Below are 14,882 nucleotides of genomic sequence, written 5' to 3'. Positions count from 1 at the left end.
GGCCCCGGCCTCGCGAACCGCGGCTCTTGGGCTTAAGCTGGCGCTCGGACGACCGATCGTGGGGGCCGCATCCGCTTCCGCTCTGTTCGCAGCCAATGGCTTTTGGCCTGTCGAATCAAGGTGGACTTTTGGCCAGTGCGCGAGTGGGGCGATCCTACGCGCTTCCCGCCGTCACCGCGAGCGGGCAAAAATTCCCAGCCCGGACCGTACTCCCGCGACGAGCGGCGTTTGGGACGTTCGGACGGCCGAATCACCGTGCGCGCCGAGAGTCGGCCCCGTCGCTCAGCCGAGCAGGGCGAGCGGAACGGTCGCCGCCGCGAGCGGGAGCGCCGCCAGGGCCGCAATCCGCAGCCAGGTCGGCCGATAGGCGACGATCGCCACCACGGCCAGGGCGGAGCCCGTCAGCGATCCGATCCACTGCACCGGTCCGAAATTCCAGCCCGCCGCCGCGACGGCCGCCGCGAACGAGAGGCCGAGTCCGCACCAGCCCGCCATCCGCAAGCTTCCGACCCGCGCCTTCGGCACACCGACGCGGTAGGCGGCCCGGTGATGCCGGTCGAGGCTGAGGGCGAGGGCCGCGAAGCCCGAGAAGCTGAGGAGCAGGCTGAGGATCAGCGCGGCGGATGTCATGCTTCGACCGTCCGTGACAGACTGGCTTTGGCGGGGCGCGCGGTCGCCAGCTTACGCCGCGCCGCCAGCCAGGATCCGACGCCGAGAGTGACGCCCACGGCCACCAGGGCGACGTCGAAGGCGAGGAAGCGCTGCTGGCCGACGAGGATCGCGTCCACGAAGGCTATCGCCAGGAAGGCGCAGGCCGGCACGGCCAGAGCGAGCGACCACGCCCGCTGCCGCGGATACAGGGCCGCGGCGAGGGCGGCGGCGACCCAGGCCGCGAAGAACGCGCGCACCTCCCAGTCCGCCCGGGCCCCGAGCCCGTCGGGCAGCAGCCGGTTCGCGAGGAGATACGCGGCGAGGCCCACCGGCAGGCCCGCGATGGTCCCGAGGTTGAGGAATCGCACGAGGCGCAGGCCGAAGCCCTCGGGATCCGCGCCCTTCGGCGCCCGCGCCACCGTCCAGAGGACGAGGCCGCTCGCGACCGTGGCGGCACCCATCACGCCGCAGAGGAAGAACAGGAGGCGCAGCGGCGCGGCGGCGAAGTGCGCCTCGTGCAGACCCGCCATCACGGCCCCGGTGCGGGTCGCCGCGCCGGCCTCGCCGACCCGGGCGATCTCCGCACCGGTATCGGCCGCGTAGGCGATCTGCGGATGCAGGTGCGCGAGCCCGTGCGGCTCCTCGAAATACGCCGTCACGGTGGCGCCGGCATCGCCCGGATGGGAGACGAGTATCACCTCGGGCGCCTCGCCGCCGGCAGCCGCGGCGCGGGCGACGATCTCGCCGAGCGGCAGCGGCCTGCCGGGACGGCCAACCGGGGCCGTGCCCGGCGTCGCGAGGCCGGCCTCGGCGTAGTAGCGCAGTATGTCGTCGCCGTAGACGGCCTTCATACCCCAGGGCATCAGCGTCGCCGACAGTGTGACGAGGCCCGTGTAGACGATCATCAGGTGGAAGGGCAGCGCCAGCACGCCGACCACGTTGTGGGCGTCCAACCAGCCACGCTGCGCCGAGCGGTCGCGGCGAAAGGTGAAGAAGTCGGCGAAGATGCGCCGGTGCGTCACGATACCGGAGATCAGCGCGATCAGCAGGACCATGGCGCAGGCCGACACGATCCAGCGCCCCCAGATCGGCGGCAGGCTCAGCTCGAAGTGGAAGCGGTACAGGAAGTCGCCGCCGCGCGTGTCGCGGACGCGCGCGGGCTCGCCCGTGGCGGGATCGAGCAGCGCGTGGTGGAACGGGCCGCTGAAGTTCGGCCACCAGTAGACCTCGACGGCCGAGGTCTCGGCGTTCGGCAGCTTGATCGACCAACCGGCCGCGTCCGGCATTGTCCTGCGCAGGAACGCGCCGGCCCGCGTCGCCGCCGCGGCGGGATCGGGGGCTCCCGCGGACAGCTCCGGCCGCATCCAGTCCGAGATGTCGGTGCGGTAATAGCTGGCGGTACCGGTGACGAAGATGGCGAACAGCACCCAGCCGACCACCAGGCCGGACCACGTGTGCAGCCACGCCATCGCCTGGCGGAAGCTCCGGGCAGGGCTCACGCGGCCGCTCCGGACACGAAGGCGCCGGCGAGCCACAGGGCGCCGGCCAGCAGGAGGGCGATCAGGCCGAGGACCAGGGCCGCGCGACCGAGCGTAGGGGCGGCGAACACCCAGATCACCGCGCCCGCCATGATGGCGAAGCTCGCCAGCGTTCCGGCCGAGACCGCCTCGGCGCGCGGGACGGGAAGAATCAGCGCCAGCAGCGCGCTCGCCAGGGCGGCGACCGCGTAGCCGCCGAGCGTCGCGAGCAGCACCCGCCCGGCGACTGCCGCGCGATCGGCCAGCGTCGGCATGGTGCGGGCGCTCATGGCGCCACCTCTCGTTCCCGTGAGCCCATGGCGGGACCTAGCAGCGGCCGAGGCCGCGGTGCAACGCCTATGTTCCGGAACGATTCCAGTGTGAAACGAGGTGTTTAGAACGGACCTCGGCCGCGCGCGCGGCGATGCTCTCCCGCGCTCGGAGCCTCGTCTCAGAAGCCGGCGGCTCCCGGTGCGCCGTCGCGTCCGGACCTGCGGATTGCCACGGCCGCGTTCCGGGCGCTCGGCGGCAGGTCGGCTCCGGGGTCCGGTTTGGTCGAGGCCGCGGCGGACCCGGGCACCGGACCGGCGGCACGGCCGTCGCGCGCGTGTCCCCATCCGTAGCCCGCGTTGATCCCGGCGTAGAAGCCCGTGAAGTCCTCCGCCCAGGCACTCCCCGCGAGCAACATCAGGGCCGTGGACAGCAGCAGGCGGCGCATGGATCGTCCCGAAACGAGGAAGGCGGCGGCCCCGCAGGGAGCCGCCGCCTCGCAGTCTTCGCGCGGATCGCGGCGGCAGAGAGGCCGCCGCGCGATCCTCAATCCTCGACGTTGATGCTCTGGGCCTCGCGGCCCTTCTGGCCCTCGACCACGCCGAGCGTGACCTGCTGACCTTCGGCGAGCGAGTCGAGACCGGCGCGGGACAGCGCCGAGCGGTGCACGAACACGTCCTTGCCGCCGTCGTTGACCGAGACGAAGCCGAAGCCCTTCGCGGGATCGTACCATTTCACGGTGCCGCTCATCTCCACCGACGGGCCGCTGGCGAAACGGCCACCGCCGCCGCCACCACCGCCGTAGCCGCCGCCACCGCCGCCGTAACCACCGCGGTCGCGGTCGCCGTAGCCGCCGGCACCGGCGCCGTAGCCGCCGGTGCGCGGGCGGAACTCACGCCGGGGCGCGGGCGCCTCGGCCGTGGAGGTGTCAACGCTGGTGACGCTCGTGACCTGCGGGCCCTTCTGGCCCTGGGCCGTCGTGACCGTCAGCCGGGTGCCCGGCATCAGATCGTCGTGGCCGGCCGCCTCGACAGCGCGGATGTGGAGGAAGGCATCGCCCGAACCGTCGCCGAGTTCGACGAAGCCGAAGCCCTTCTCCTTGTTGAACCACTTGACCGTCGCATCGCGCTCCGGCCCGGACGCGACCGGAGCCGCGCCACGCGACGGGCCGCGATCGAAACCGCCCCCGCCGAAACCACCGCCGCCACCGCCGAAACCGCCGCCGCCGTATCCGCCGCTGGGGGGAGCCTGATCAGGCCATCTCGGCTCGCCACTCTCGTCGAAGCCGCGCTTCTGCGGCCCTCTGAAATCACGACCACGTCCCATAGAAAGCTCGCAAAAACCGTCCGCCGCCCTTGTCTCGAATACCGCGTGCGCGCCATCCCAGACAGCCCACGCCCCGCACTATCATTACCCCAGGTCGCGGTAACCAAGAATAACGCCCCAGTCCTGACGCAATCGGGCCTTGACCGCAAGGACCTTCTTGGCCCAGAGGCGCCCGTTTCGTTACTTTCTTGCGGCAAACAACGGAACCCGACCCCGCCGCCGGGCCGGCCCTTTCCCATTCGAGGGAAGGCGTTAGCGAAACGCAAAGGCTGTCCGGCTACACTCGGCCCCGCGCCCCGCAGACTCGGCCGGCCATGATCGCGACACCGACTTTCCCCGATCTCTCCGCTCTTGTGGTCGACGAGAGTCTCTACATCCGCCGAATCGTGCGCGACATGCTGATGCGCGTTGGGATCAAGCGGGTGCTCGAGGCGCCGGACGGGGCCGAGGCGCTCGGCGTGCTCGCCGAGAGCAAGCCCGACATCAGCATCATCGACTGGGATCTGTCGATCCTGTCGGGCGAGGAGTTCATCCGGCTGGCGCGGACGCCGACCACTTCCCCCTGCCCCACGATCCCGATCATCCTGATGCTGGCCCAGCCGCGCCGGAACGTGGTCGACCGGGCGGTGGCGCTCGGCGTCAACGAGATCATCGCCAAGCCGTTCTCGCCTAAGACGCTGTGGTCGCGGCTGGACGAGGTGATCAACCGGCCCCGCCCCTACTCGCAGGTGAAGAGCCTCCTGCGCCCGATCCCGCGCCGGGCCAGCGCGATGAAGGCCGTGGCCTGACCGCGACCGCGATGGGACATTGCAGTTCGCCGCCGAGCCTGTAGGGTCGCAGATCAGCGAAGGCCGAGCGCGCTGCTCAAGGCCGACCCGAAGGATCGACGGCCGCGCCGATGAGGGACGAGACCGCCGCGGCCGCGCCGTCCCGAATTCAGACCGGCGCGGTGCCGCTTCAGACGCAAGCTCCTATACCGGGCCGTGATCGTCGGCGCGCCGCCTACGCGGCGCTCGACCTGGGCACCAACAATTGCCGCCTGCTGGTCGCGGAGCCGACCTTCAACGGCTTCCGCGTGATCGACGCGTTCTCGCGGATCGTGCGCCTCGGCGAGGGACTCGGCACGTCCGACCGCCTGAGCGAGGCGGCGATCGAGCGGACCGTGGAGGCCCTGCGGATCTGCCGGGCCAAGATGCAGGCGCGCGGGGTGCAGCGGGCCAAGATCATCGCCACGGAAGCCTGCCGCCTCGCGGTGAACGGCGCCGCCTTCGTGGAGCGCGTCCGCCGCGGCGTCGGCCTCGACCTCGAGATCGTCGACCGGCAGACCGAGGCCTATCTCGCGGTCACGGGTTGCGCGGCGCTCGCGGATCCGCTCGCCGAATCGGTCATCATCTTCGACATCGGCGGCGGCTCGACCGAGATCGCGTGGCTGGACGGCGCGGCCGCCAACCCGTCGACCGACCCGACTCTGCGGATTCGGGCCTGGGATTCTCTTCCGGTGGGCGTGGTGACGCTGGCCGAGCGCCACGGCGGCGCCGAGGTCACCCGACGGATGTTCGAGGGCATGGTCGAGGAGGTGGCCGAGAAGCTCTCGGCCTTCGCGCTCCGGGCCGCCCCGGCGGCGACGGCGCCGCACTTTCACCTGCTCGGAACGTCCGGCACCGTCACGACCATCGCGGCGATGCATCTGCGGCTCGCCCGCTACGAGCGCCGGCGCGTGGACGGCTTGTGGATGGGCGACGACGCGGTCTCGACCGCCATCGACGACCTGCTCGACACGCGGCTCGAGCAGCGCGCCGACAACCCCTGTATCGGCCGCGACCGCGCCGATCTCGTGCTCGCGGGCTGCGCGATCCTCGAGGCGATCCGCCGGGCCTTTCCCTCGGAGCGCCTGCGCATCGCCGATCGCGGCCTGCGCGAAGGATTGCTGATGAACATGATGCGGGAGGACGGGGTCTGGAACCGGAAGGCGGTCCGATGAGGGCGGCGCGATGAGCGACCGGCGCGGCGGCGCGAGTTCCGGCGGCGGTGTCCGGGGCGAACTGAAGCAGCGGGTGAAGACCGGCCGCGGACGGACCCTGTCCCAGAAGCGCTGGCTCGAGCGCCAGCTCAACGATCCCTACGTGGCCCGCGCCAAGCGCGAGGGCTACCGGTCCCGGGCGGCCTACAAGCTCCTGGAGATCGACGAGCGCTACAAGCTCCTGCGCCCCGGCCAGAAGATCGTCGATCTCGGCGCCGCGCCGGGGGGCTGGTCGCAGGTGGCCGCGCGGGTGGTCGGGCCGACGGGCCGCGTCGTGGGCATCGATCTCCTGGAGATCGAGCCGATGGCCGGGGTCGAGTTCATCACCCTCGACTTCCTCGACCCCGAGGCGCCTGACCGTCTGACCGGGATGCTCGGCGGCCCCGCCGACCTCGTCATGTCCGACATGGCCGCCAACGCCACCGGTCACAAGAAGACCGACCACCTGCGGATCATCGGCCTCGCCGAGACGGCGGCGGAGTTCGCCCGCGAGATCCTGGGCCCCGGAGGCGCCTACCTCGCCAAGGTGCTCCAGGGCGGCACCGAGGGCGCGCTGCTCACCGATCTGAAGCGTGACTTCGCCACGGTCCGGCACGTCAAGCCGGCCGCGAGCCGGGCCGATTCGAGCGAGCTCTACGTCCTGGCGACCGGCTACCGGGGCGCGCCGGGCCGGGCGGCGTCCGTCGACGAGGGCTGAGCCGCCCGGCGATGCTCCTCGCCTGGGCCCTGTCCGCCCTCAACCCGGCGCCGCTTCCCCTGCGCCGGCTCGGCTATGTCCGCCAGAGCGGCCTGCTCCACGCCCGCTCGCGCCGCTGCCGGGCGGCCTGGGCGCCACACCTCGCGCGGGCGCAGTCCGTGATCGCGGCGGCGGCCGGAGCGACCCGGCAGCGCCGGCACGCGGTGGTGCTGGGCTCGGGCCTGCTCGACGACGTGCCGCTCGACGCCCTCGCCCGCCTGTTCGACCGGGTCACCCTCGTGGACGCCGTCCATCCCTGGCCGGCGCGCCTCGCCGCCCGCCGATATCCGAACGTCGCGCTGGTGACCGCGGAGATCAGCGCCGGTCTCGCCGGGGCCTGGGCCGAGCTCTGCGCGGAGGCCGACCTGATCGTCTCGGCGAATCTGCTGTCGCAGATCCCGCTCCTCCCGATCGAGGCCCACGAGACCCGGGGCCGCGAGGCGCCCCCGCGGCTCGGCGCGCACCTCGTCGAGACTCACTTGGCGGCGTTCGACGCGCTCGCCGGGCGCGCCGAGCGAGTCTGCCTGATCACCGACACGGTGCAGCGCGAGGAAGACCGGGCGGGCCGGACCGTCGACAGCGCCGACCTGCTGTTCGGGATCGCGCTGCCGCCCGCGCCGGAAGCCTGGGACTGGGAGATCGCGCCGTTCGGCGAGATCGGCCCCCGTCGCCGCCTGATCCACCGCATGCACGCCTACCCGGACTGGAAGGCCGCGCGGCGGTCCGCGCGCTGAGCCGCGAACGAAGAAGGCCGCCCCGGTTTCCCGGAACGGCCTCGTTTCAGTCTCATCCGGGATGTCGGATCACTCGGTCGGCACGTCCGCCGCCGGCGTGGTCGCGCCGCCCTCGTCCGCGGCGCTCTCGAAGCGCGGGCGCCGACGGCGGCGGGGCTTGGCGGCCGGAGCCTCGTCGGCCGCCGCTTCGGGCTCGGGAGCGCTCGACGGCTCGACCGCGGGCGCGGGGCGCGCGGGGGCCATCAGGAAGGCCGGCAGGCCTGTGGGCTCCTCGGCCTCCGCCGCGGGCGCGGCCTCGCGGCGGCGCTCGCGGCGCGGCGCGGCCTCGGCACGGGGGGCCCGCTCCGGGCGAGCCTCGGGACGGGTCTCCTGCCGGCCCTCGGCGCGCGGGGCATCGCCGCGCCCGTTCTCGTAGCGGCCCTGGTCGCCGCGATTGTCCTGACGGTTGTCCTGACGCGCGTCCTGGCGGCCATCCTGCCGATTGTCCGGACGGTCCTGGCGATCCGGCCGACCCTCGTGCCGCTCCTGGCGGTAATCCGGACGGCCGTAATCCTGGCGGTCCTGACGATCCTGCCGGTTCTCCTGGCGATAATCCTGCCGCTGGTAGTCCTGGCGCTGATAATCCTGACGCGGCTGGTCCTGGCGCCGGTAGTCCTGACGACCGTTGTTGTCGAACCGGCGCTGGTCGCGGTTCTGGAACCGGTCACGGCCCTGGCGGCCGTCCTGATTCCCGTCCGGACGGCTCTCGTAGGGCTGCGGCTGCTGGCCGGGATCGTTGTCGTCGTAGCCATTGTAGGCGTGACCGTTCTGGGATCCGCCGTTGCCCTGGGCGTCGTCGTCGCCCTCGTCCATGTCATCGTCGTACGGACGACTGGCATAGCCGCCGGTGTTGGCCGGGCGATTCTGGTCCTGAGCGCCAGAGACAATACGGAAGTAGTGCTCGCCGTGCTGAAAGTAATTCTCGGCCGCCACCGGGTCGCCGGCCGCCAGAGCATCCCGCGCGAGCTGCGCGTACTTGTCGGCGATGTGCTGCGCGGTGCCGCGGATTTTGACGTCGGGACCGTTGGATTCGTAGGAGCGCGTCAGCGGATTCGGACCCTTCGGCCGATTCCGGCCGCGCATCCGTCGATTCTGGTTTGGTCTCATCGGTCTGTAATGACCCTCGTTCACGCAAACGACTGTCTACGGAGGCGCCCGGGCGGATCTCGTGGCGCAGTCCGGCCAAGCGCATCCGGCGGCGCCGCGCGTGGGACCGCTCTTCGGTCCGCGCGTCTGCCTGACCATCCCTCGAACCAGGCGCCCGGTGAAAGCCGCCGATCCTCAGTCGATTGTCAGGTTCGAATGTGTCGTCCCGCCGCGCTGGCACCGGCGCGTTCTGGTTCGACGGTCTAGGGGGATCAGCGAACCAGCCGGCGACCCACGGTCACCACCGACCTTACAGCCGTCCGTCTTAACGGACGGTTCGCGATCTTCAAGCCGACTCTAGCGTTCCCCGGTTGATGCAACAAGCAATTTTTCGGTGCCGGGATGGTTGACCCTGACTTAGGCATCCCTGTGGCCGGAAAAAAGACCCTCCGGCCGATCGAAACTCAGCACCCGGTCGTGACCGGCGAGGTCGCGGGTCAATCCGCGGGCGCGGTAGCCTGCGGCGCGCGCCAGATCCGTCACGGCCGCCGCCTGATCGTAGCCGATCTCGAGCACGAGCAGGCCGCCCGGGGCGAGACACGCCCCCGCGCCGCCCAGGATCCGCCGGTATGCCTCGAGGCCGTCGGCACCGCCGTCGAGGGCAGCGGCCGGGTCGTGCCCGCGGACCTCGCGCTCCAGGGTCCCGATGACGGCGCGGGCGATGTAGGGCGGGTTCGAGACCACGAGGTCGAAGCAGCCCCATAGGGCGTCGCACCAGTCACCGGCCACGAAGCGCGCCCGGTCGCCGACGCCGTTCGTGACGGCGTTGTCCCGGGCAACGCGCAGGGCGCCCTCGGAACGATCGAGCCCGACGCCGGTGGCGCGGGGTCGCTCGGACAGGAGGGCCGTCAGGATGCAGCCCGACCCGGTCCCCAGGTCCAGGCAGCGGAGCGGAGCGGCGCGGTCGGGCCGCGCCGCCAGCGCGACCTCGACCAGGATCTCGGTGTCCGGGCGCGGCACGAGCGTGTCGGGCCCCAGCCGGAACGGCAGGCCCCAGAACTCCCAGGCGCCCAGGATGCGGGCGACCGGCTCGCCGGCGAGCCGCCGGGCCAGCGCCGCCGCGAGGGACGCAGCGTCCGCTGGGCCCAGGCGCCGGCCCCCCTCGATCAGCAGGTCTCTTGTCTCCAGGCCCAGGATGCCGAGCAGGAGGAACCGGGCGTCGCCCGCGGCTTCGGCAACGCCGCCGGCGTGCAAACGCGCCGTCAGCGCGCGGAGCGCCTCGCGGCGCGACAGATCCTGGAGCGCGTCCGGCGTCACGGCGCGGATCAGGCCATGCCCTCGGCGGCCAGGAGCTCAGCCTGGTGCTCGGTGATGAGGGCGTCCACCACCTCGTCGAGGGCGGTCCCGGCCATCACCTCCTCGAGCTTGTAGAGGGTCAGGTTGATCCGGTGATCGGTCACGCGACCCTGCGGAAAGTTGTAGGTCCGGATCCGCTCGCTGCGGTCGCCGGAGCCGACCTGCGCCTTGCGGTCGGCCGCGCGCGCCGAATCCTTGGCGTTGCGCTCGGCCTCGTAGAGCCGCGCCCGCAGGAGCGCCATGGCGCGGGCCCGGTTCTTGTGCTGCGACCGCTCCTCCTGGACGAAGACGACGATGCCGGTCGGCAGGTGGGTGATGCGGATCGCCGATTCCGTCTTGTTGACGTGCTGGCCGCCCGCGCCCTGGGCCCGCATCGTGTCGATCTTCAGGTCGGCGTCGTTGACGTGGATGTCGACCTCCTCGGCCTCGGGCAGCACCGCCACGGTGGCGGCCGAGGTGTGGATCCGGCCCTGCGTCTCGGTGTCGGGCACCCTCTGCACTCGGTGAGCACCGCTCTCGAACTTGAGGCGGGCGAAGACGCCACGTCCCTTCACCTCGGCCACCACCTCGCGGAAGCCGCCGACGGTGCCCTCGCTCTCGGAGATCACCTCGACCCGCCAGCCCTTCGACTCGGCGTATTTCGCGTACATCCGGAACAGGTCGCCGGCGAAGAGGGCGGCCTCGTCGCCGCCGGTGCCGGCGCGGACTTCCAGGATCGCGCTCTTCTCGTCGGCGGCGTCCTTGGGCAGGAGCAGGAGCTGGAGGGCCCGGTGGGCGGTCTCGAGCGCCGCCAGCGCCTCCGGCTTCTCCTCGGCGGCGAGCGCGCGCATCTCCGGATCCGTGCCGGGCTCGTCGATCAGGGCCTCGACGCCCGCGAGGTTCTCCAGCGCGGCGCGGTAGGCGCGGATCGCCGCCACGACCGGGTCGAGGTCGGACAGCTCGCGGGAGAGCTGGACCACCGTCTCGGGATCGATCTCGCCGGAGGCGAGCTGCGCGGTGACGATGTCGTGCCGCGCCAGGATGGCGTCGAGGCGCTCGGTGGGAAAGGGGATCATCGCCCGTGTTTCTGCAGGTCTGCGCGCGCCGTTCCGGGCCGGGCGCGGGTCTCGTCCCGGGGACGGAGACGCGTGGCTTCGAGGGTGTAGGACCCGGTAGGACGTCCCCCAAATCCACGCCTCGTCCGTCCGAGAGCGGAAGCCGCGGCGCGTCGACCGAAATCGTCGTGGCGTTGCCGTACAACCCCGGCCGAATGTTCGGCAAGGGTCGCGTTCGCGCTTAGATAGGGATGCCGTGCGCGTGCGCGAAGGCCGTGAGCGCCGGGCGCAGGGAGTCGCCGTCGTGCATCCGCGCCATCTCGGCGTCGATGAGCTCGGCGACGGCGGCCGCGTCGAGGCTCAGCACCATCGCCTTGACGGGGCCGATCGCGGCCGGCGACATCGACAGCTGGCGGTAGCCGAGGCCGATCAGCGCCATGGCGTCGAGGGGCCGGCCGCCGATCTCGCCGCAGACCGTCACCGGGCAGGAGGCCGCGTTGGCCCGCTCGGCGATCAGCCGGAACGCGCGCAGCGCCGCGACACTCAGCGGATCGAACCGGTCGGCGACCCGCCGGTTCTCGCGGTCCACCGCGAACAGGAACTGCATCAGGTCGTTCGATCCGACCGAGAGGAAATCGGCCTCCTTGGCGATCTCGTCGATCTGGAACAGGAGCGAGGGCACCTCGATCATCGCGCCGAGGCGGCAATCGGTCGGGAGCCGGTAGCCGTGGCGTCGCAGGTAGGCCTTCTCGCGCTCGACGATGCCGCGGGCGCGCACGAACTCGTCCACCGTGGCGACCATCGGGAACATGATCTTGAGCGGGTCGCCGTCGGCGGCCTTGAGGAGCGCGCGCAACTGCATGCGCAGCAGCGCCGGCCGGTCGAGGCCGATGCGGATGGCCCGCCAGCCGAGTGCCGGGTTCTCCTCCTCGAGCTTGGCCATGTAGGGCAGGATCTTGTCGCCCCCGATGTCGAGGGTGCGGACCGTGACGGACTTGCCCGCCGAGGCCGCGAAGACCTTGCGGTACAGCTCCTCCTGCTCGGCCGCCGACGGCATGCGCTGCGCCACCATGAACTGCAGTTCGGTGCGGAACAGCCCGACTCCCTCGGCCCCGGTCTCCTGCAGGTGGCTGAAATCGACCAGCAGGCCGGCGTTGAGGTGCAGGCCGACCCGCACGCCGTCGCGGGTCTGGGCCGGGACGTCGCGCAGCGCGCGGTACTGCTCCTGCCGGCGGGCGCGCAGGCGCACCATCTCGGCGTAGGCGGCCTCGACCTCGGGGCCGGGCCGGACATGGATCTCGCCGGCCACGCCGTCGACGATGATGGCGTCGCCCGCGTCGCACAGGGCGGCGGCGTTCTCCACCTCGCCCACCGCCGGGATACCGAGCGCCCGGGCGACGATCGCCACGTGGCTCGTCGGACCGCCCTCCTCGAGGACGATGCCGCGCAGGGTCGACGCCTCGTAATCGAGGAGCGCCGCCGGCCCCATGGTGCGCGCCACCAGGATGGCGTTCTCGGGCAGGACCAGGGCGCCGGCCGCCTCGGGACCGATCAGGGTGCGCAGGACGCGGTTGGCGAGGTCGTCGAGATCGTGCAGCCGCTCGCGCAGGTAGGGATCCGACTGCCGCATCATGCGGGCGCGGTTGTCCGATTGGACCCGCTCGACCGCGGCCTCCGCGGTCAGGCCGGAGCCTACGGCCTCGCGCATCCGGCGGAGCCAGCCCTTGTCGTGGGCGAACATCCGGACGGTCTCGAGGACCTCACGGGATTCGGCGGTGCCGATCCGGTCGCCGCGCTCCACCAGCGCGTCGATCGCCGAGCGGACCTCCTCGATCGCCGCGTCGAGGCGGGCGACCTCGCGCTCGACGTTCTCGGCGATCAGCGTCTTCACCACGACGCGGGGCTCGTGGAGCACCACGTAGCCCAGGCCGATCCCGTCCGCGAGGGCGATGCCCCGGGCCAGGACCGGGCGCCGGGCCGCGGTGCCGGCGTCCGGCGCCAAGCCCTCCAGCTCGCCCGAGGCGATCATCTCCGAGAGCACCATCGCGGTGGTCTGGAGCGCCTCGATCTCTTCCTCGGAGTAGACGCGGTAGGTCTTGTTCTGGACCGTCAGGACGCCGAGCGTGTTGCCGGCGCGCAGCAGCGGCACGCCCAGGAAGGCGTGGTAGGCCTCCTCGCCCGTCTCAGGCCGGTACGAGAAGGCCGGGTGGTTCTGTGCGTCCGAGAGGGAGAGCGGCTCCGCCGTGCGCGCGATGAGGCCGACGAGGCCCTCGTCGGTGCGCATGCGGGTCTGGTGCACCGCCTCGCGGTTCAGGCCCTCGGTGGCGAACAGCTCGAGCGTGTTGTCGTCGCGCAGCACGTAGACCGAGCAGACCTCGGCCACGACGTTGGCGGCGATCAGGACGACGATGCGGTCGAGGCGCGCCTGGGGGCTGACCGGCTCCGCCATCGCTTCGCGGAGGCGGCGCAGCAGCAGGCGCGGGCCTCCGGGCGCAGCGGGCATCGGTTCGTCGTTCCAGCGTCGGTGAGTGGCCTTGGCGTCGACCACCCTGCAACCTTGGCGCCAAACCCGGGACGGGCCGGCGCCGGATGGACCGGACCGCTGATCCCAGAGGCGTTCTGGGATCGGCGGATCGGCCCGTGACTGTTCAGTTCACACCACGCGCCCCGCTCGAACCCGCGTCCCAGGCTCAGGCCTGATCCAGGCCGTATAGCGAGTGAAGCGTGCGCACGGCAAGCTCCGTATAGGCGGCGTCGATCAGCACGGAGAACTTGATCTCCGAGGTGGTGATCGCGCGGATGTTGATACCCTTCTCGGCGAGCGCCCGGAACGCCTTCGCGGCGACGCCCGCGTGGCTGCGCATCCCGACGCCGATCGCCGACACCTTCACCACGTCGGTGGCACCCTCGATCTGCGCGTAGCCGATCTGCGCGCGGGCCTCGTCGAGGATCTTCCGGGCACGCTCGTACTCGGCGGACGGAACCGTGAAGGTCATGTCGGTGGTCGACTGGTCACCCGACACGGTCTGGATGATCATGTCGACGTTGATGTTGGCGTCGGCCAGCGGCCCGAAGATCGCGGCCGCGACGCCCGGGCTGTCCTTGACCTTGCGCAGGGTGATCTGCGCCTCGTCCCGGGAGAAGGCGATCCCGGTGATGATCTGCTGTTCCACGATGTCGTCCTCGTCGCAGATGAGGGTACCGGGACGCGCGGCGTCCGGCGGATCGAAGGAGGACCGGACCGTGGTCGGCACCCGGTGGACCATGGCGAGCTCCACCGAGCGGACCTGCAGCACCTTGGCGCCGAGCGAGGCCATCTCCAGCATCTCCTCGAAGGTCACCCGCTCCATGCGGCGGGCCTTCGGGACGATGCGCGGGTCCGTGGTGTAGACGCCGTCCACGTCCGTGTAGATGTCGCAGCGCTCGGCCCCGATCGCGGCCGCCACGGCCACCGCGGAGGTGTCGGAGCCGCCGCGGCCCAGCGTCGTCACCCGGCCGGTCTCGTCGTGGACGCCCTGGAAGCCGGCGATGACCGCGACCTCCCCCTTGGCGAAGCCCGCCTCGAGGTTGCTCGGGTCGATCTCGGCGATGCGGGCCGAGCCGTGCGCGTCCGACGTCACGACCGGGATCTGCCAGCCCTGCCAGGAGCGGGCCTTGATCCCGTCCTTCTGCAGGGCGATCGCCAGGAGGCCGGCGGTGACGAGCTCGCCGGACGCCACGACGGCGTCGTACTCGCGCGGATCGTAGAGCGGGTTCGCGTCCTTGACCCAGTCGACCAGCTCGTTGGTCTTGCCCGACATGGCCGAGACGATCACGGCGACGTCGTAGCCGGCCGCGACCTCGCGGGCGACGTGGCGCGCCACGTTGCGGATACGGTCGACGTTGGCGACGGAGGTGCCGCCGAATTTCATCACCAGACGGGGCATGGTCTCTCGGTCGCGGGTTCCCGGTGGCGATTGAACGGGCCGCTGCAGCCCCGTCCGGACGGTGCCCGGCGGGTACAAGCGGCCCGGGGGAGTGTCAACAACCGGCCAAGCATGGCGCCCGCGCGCCGCGGCGACTTCCGGGCGATCGCCGTGCTAGAGCGCGGGCACGACGCAGCCACGAAACCGC

The 14,882-nt window shown here is 71.9% G+C and carries 14 protein-coding genes; 4 read left to right on the top strand and 10 right to left on the bottom strand.

Features of this window, described 5'->3' with window-relative positions:
* Positions 1 to 282 precede the first annotated feature (282 nt).
* The 5 genes from J3A75_RS03545 to J3A75_RS36970 form a co-directional block, all read right to left on the bottom strand.
* The gene (locus tag J3A75_RS03545) at positions 283 to 630 is read right to left on the bottom strand and encodes a DUF3325 domain-containing protein (RefSeq protein ID WP_012317173.1); all 348 of its coding nucleotides are present in this window, start codon (positions 628 to 630) and stop codon (positions 283 to 285) included.
* Positions 627 to 2,120, bottom strand: coding sequence for a PepSY-associated TM helix domain-containing protein (locus J3A75_RS03540; protein WP_058607551.1), 1,494 nt, complete (start codon positions 2,118 to 2,120; stop codon positions 627 to 629). Before J3A75_RS03540 ends, J3A75_RS03545 begins: the two co-directional genes overlap by 4 nt.
* A 26-nt stretch (positions 2,121 to 2,146) precedes the next feature.
* The gene (locus J3A75_RS03535) at positions 2,147 to 2,458 is read right to left on the bottom strand and encodes a hypothetical protein (RefSeq protein WP_012317171.1); all 312 of its coding nucleotides are present in this window, start codon (positions 2,456 to 2,458) and stop codon (positions 2,147 to 2,149) included.
* A 161-nt stretch (positions 2,459 to 2,619) separates the two neighbouring features.
* On the bottom strand, positions 2,620 to 2,886 hold the full coding sequence (locus tag J3A75_RS03530; protein ID WP_012317170.1) for a hypothetical protein: 267 nt from the start codon (positions 2,884 to 2,886) through the stop codon (positions 2,620 to 2,622).
* Between the two features lie 98 nt (positions 2,887 to 2,984).
* A complete protein-coding gene (locus J3A75_RS36970) occupies positions 2,985 to 3,764 on the bottom strand; it encodes a cold-shock protein (protein WP_012317169.1) in 780 nt (259 codons plus the stop codon).
* Positions 3,765 to 4,078: 314 nt separating this feature from the next.
* On the opposite strand from J3A75_RS36970, the gene J3A75_RS03520 reads away from it, so the two are divergent.
* The 4 genes from J3A75_RS03520 to J3A75_RS03505 all read left to right on the top strand — a co-directional run bounded on the left by J3A75_RS03520 (position 4,079) and on the right by J3A75_RS03505 (position 7,254).
* Positions 4,079 to 4,552, top strand: a complete 474-nt coding sequence (locus J3A75_RS03520; protein ID WP_012317168.1) for a response regulator — start codon at positions 4,079 to 4,081, stop codon at positions 4,550 to 4,552.
* A gap of 110 nt (positions 4,553 to 4,662) precedes the next feature.
* A complete protein-coding gene (locus tag J3A75_RS03515) occupies positions 4,663 to 5,745 on the top strand; it encodes a Ppx/GppA phosphatase family protein (RefSeq protein WP_070998282.1) in 1,083 nt (360 codons plus the stop codon).
* A 10-nt stretch (positions 5,746 to 5,755) separates the two neighbouring features.
* Entirely contained in the window at positions 5,756 to 6,481 is a 726-nt protein-coding gene (locus J3A75_RS03510) for an RlmE family RNA methyltransferase (RefSeq protein WP_012317166.1), read from the top strand.
* 11 nt (positions 6,482 to 6,492) lie between these two features.
* A complete protein-coding gene (locus J3A75_RS03505) occupies positions 6,493 to 7,254 on the top strand; it encodes a hypothetical protein (RefSeq protein WP_070998281.1) in 762 nt (253 codons plus the stop codon).
* 69 nt (positions 7,255 to 7,323) lie between these two features.
* Here J3A75_RS03505 and J3A75_RS03500 read toward each other — a convergent pair whose 3' ends face one another.
* The 5 genes from J3A75_RS03500 to J3A75_RS03480 form a co-directional block, all read right to left on the bottom strand.
* A complete protein-coding gene (locus tag J3A75_RS03500) occupies positions 7,324 to 8,376 on the bottom strand; it encodes a DUF4167 domain-containing protein (protein WP_029359052.1) in 1,053 nt (350 codons plus the stop codon).
* Positions 8,377 to 8,796: 420 nt separating this feature from the next.
* Positions 8,797 to 9,696, bottom strand: a complete 900-nt coding sequence (gene prmC / locus J3A75_RS03495) for a peptide chain release factor N(5)-glutamine methyltransferase (protein WP_029359054.1) — start codon at positions 9,694 to 9,696, stop codon at positions 8,797 to 8,799.
* Between the two features lie 8 nt (positions 9,697 to 9,704).
* Entirely contained in the window at positions 9,705 to 10,790 is a 1,086-nt protein-coding gene (prfA, locus tag J3A75_RS03490; protein WP_012317162.1) for a peptide chain release factor 1, read from the bottom strand.
* A gap of 220 nt (positions 10,791 to 11,010) precedes the next feature.
* Positions 11,011 to 13,272, bottom strand: coding sequence for a phosphoenolpyruvate--protein phosphotransferase (gene ptsP / locus J3A75_RS03485; protein ID WP_012317161.1), 2,262 nt, complete (start codon positions 13,270 to 13,272; stop codon positions 11,011 to 11,013).
* Positions 13,273 to 13,459: 187 nt separating this feature from the next.
* The gene (locus J3A75_RS03480; protein WP_043072921.1) at positions 13,460 to 14,695 is read right to left on the bottom strand and encodes an aspartate kinase; all 1,236 of its coding nucleotides are present in this window, start codon (positions 14,693 to 14,695) and stop codon (positions 13,460 to 13,462) included.
* Between the last annotated feature and the right edge of the window lie 187 nt (positions 14,696 to 14,882).

This window comes from Methylobacterium sp. PvP105 (assembly GCF_017876975.1).
GTDB classification, from domain to species: Bacteria; Pseudomonadota; Alphaproteobacteria; order Rhizobiales; family Beijerinckiaceae; genus Methylobacterium; species Methylobacterium radiotolerans.
Note: the sequence above shows the minus strand (reverse complement) of the source record. Positions and strands in the feature narration are given on the sequence as shown.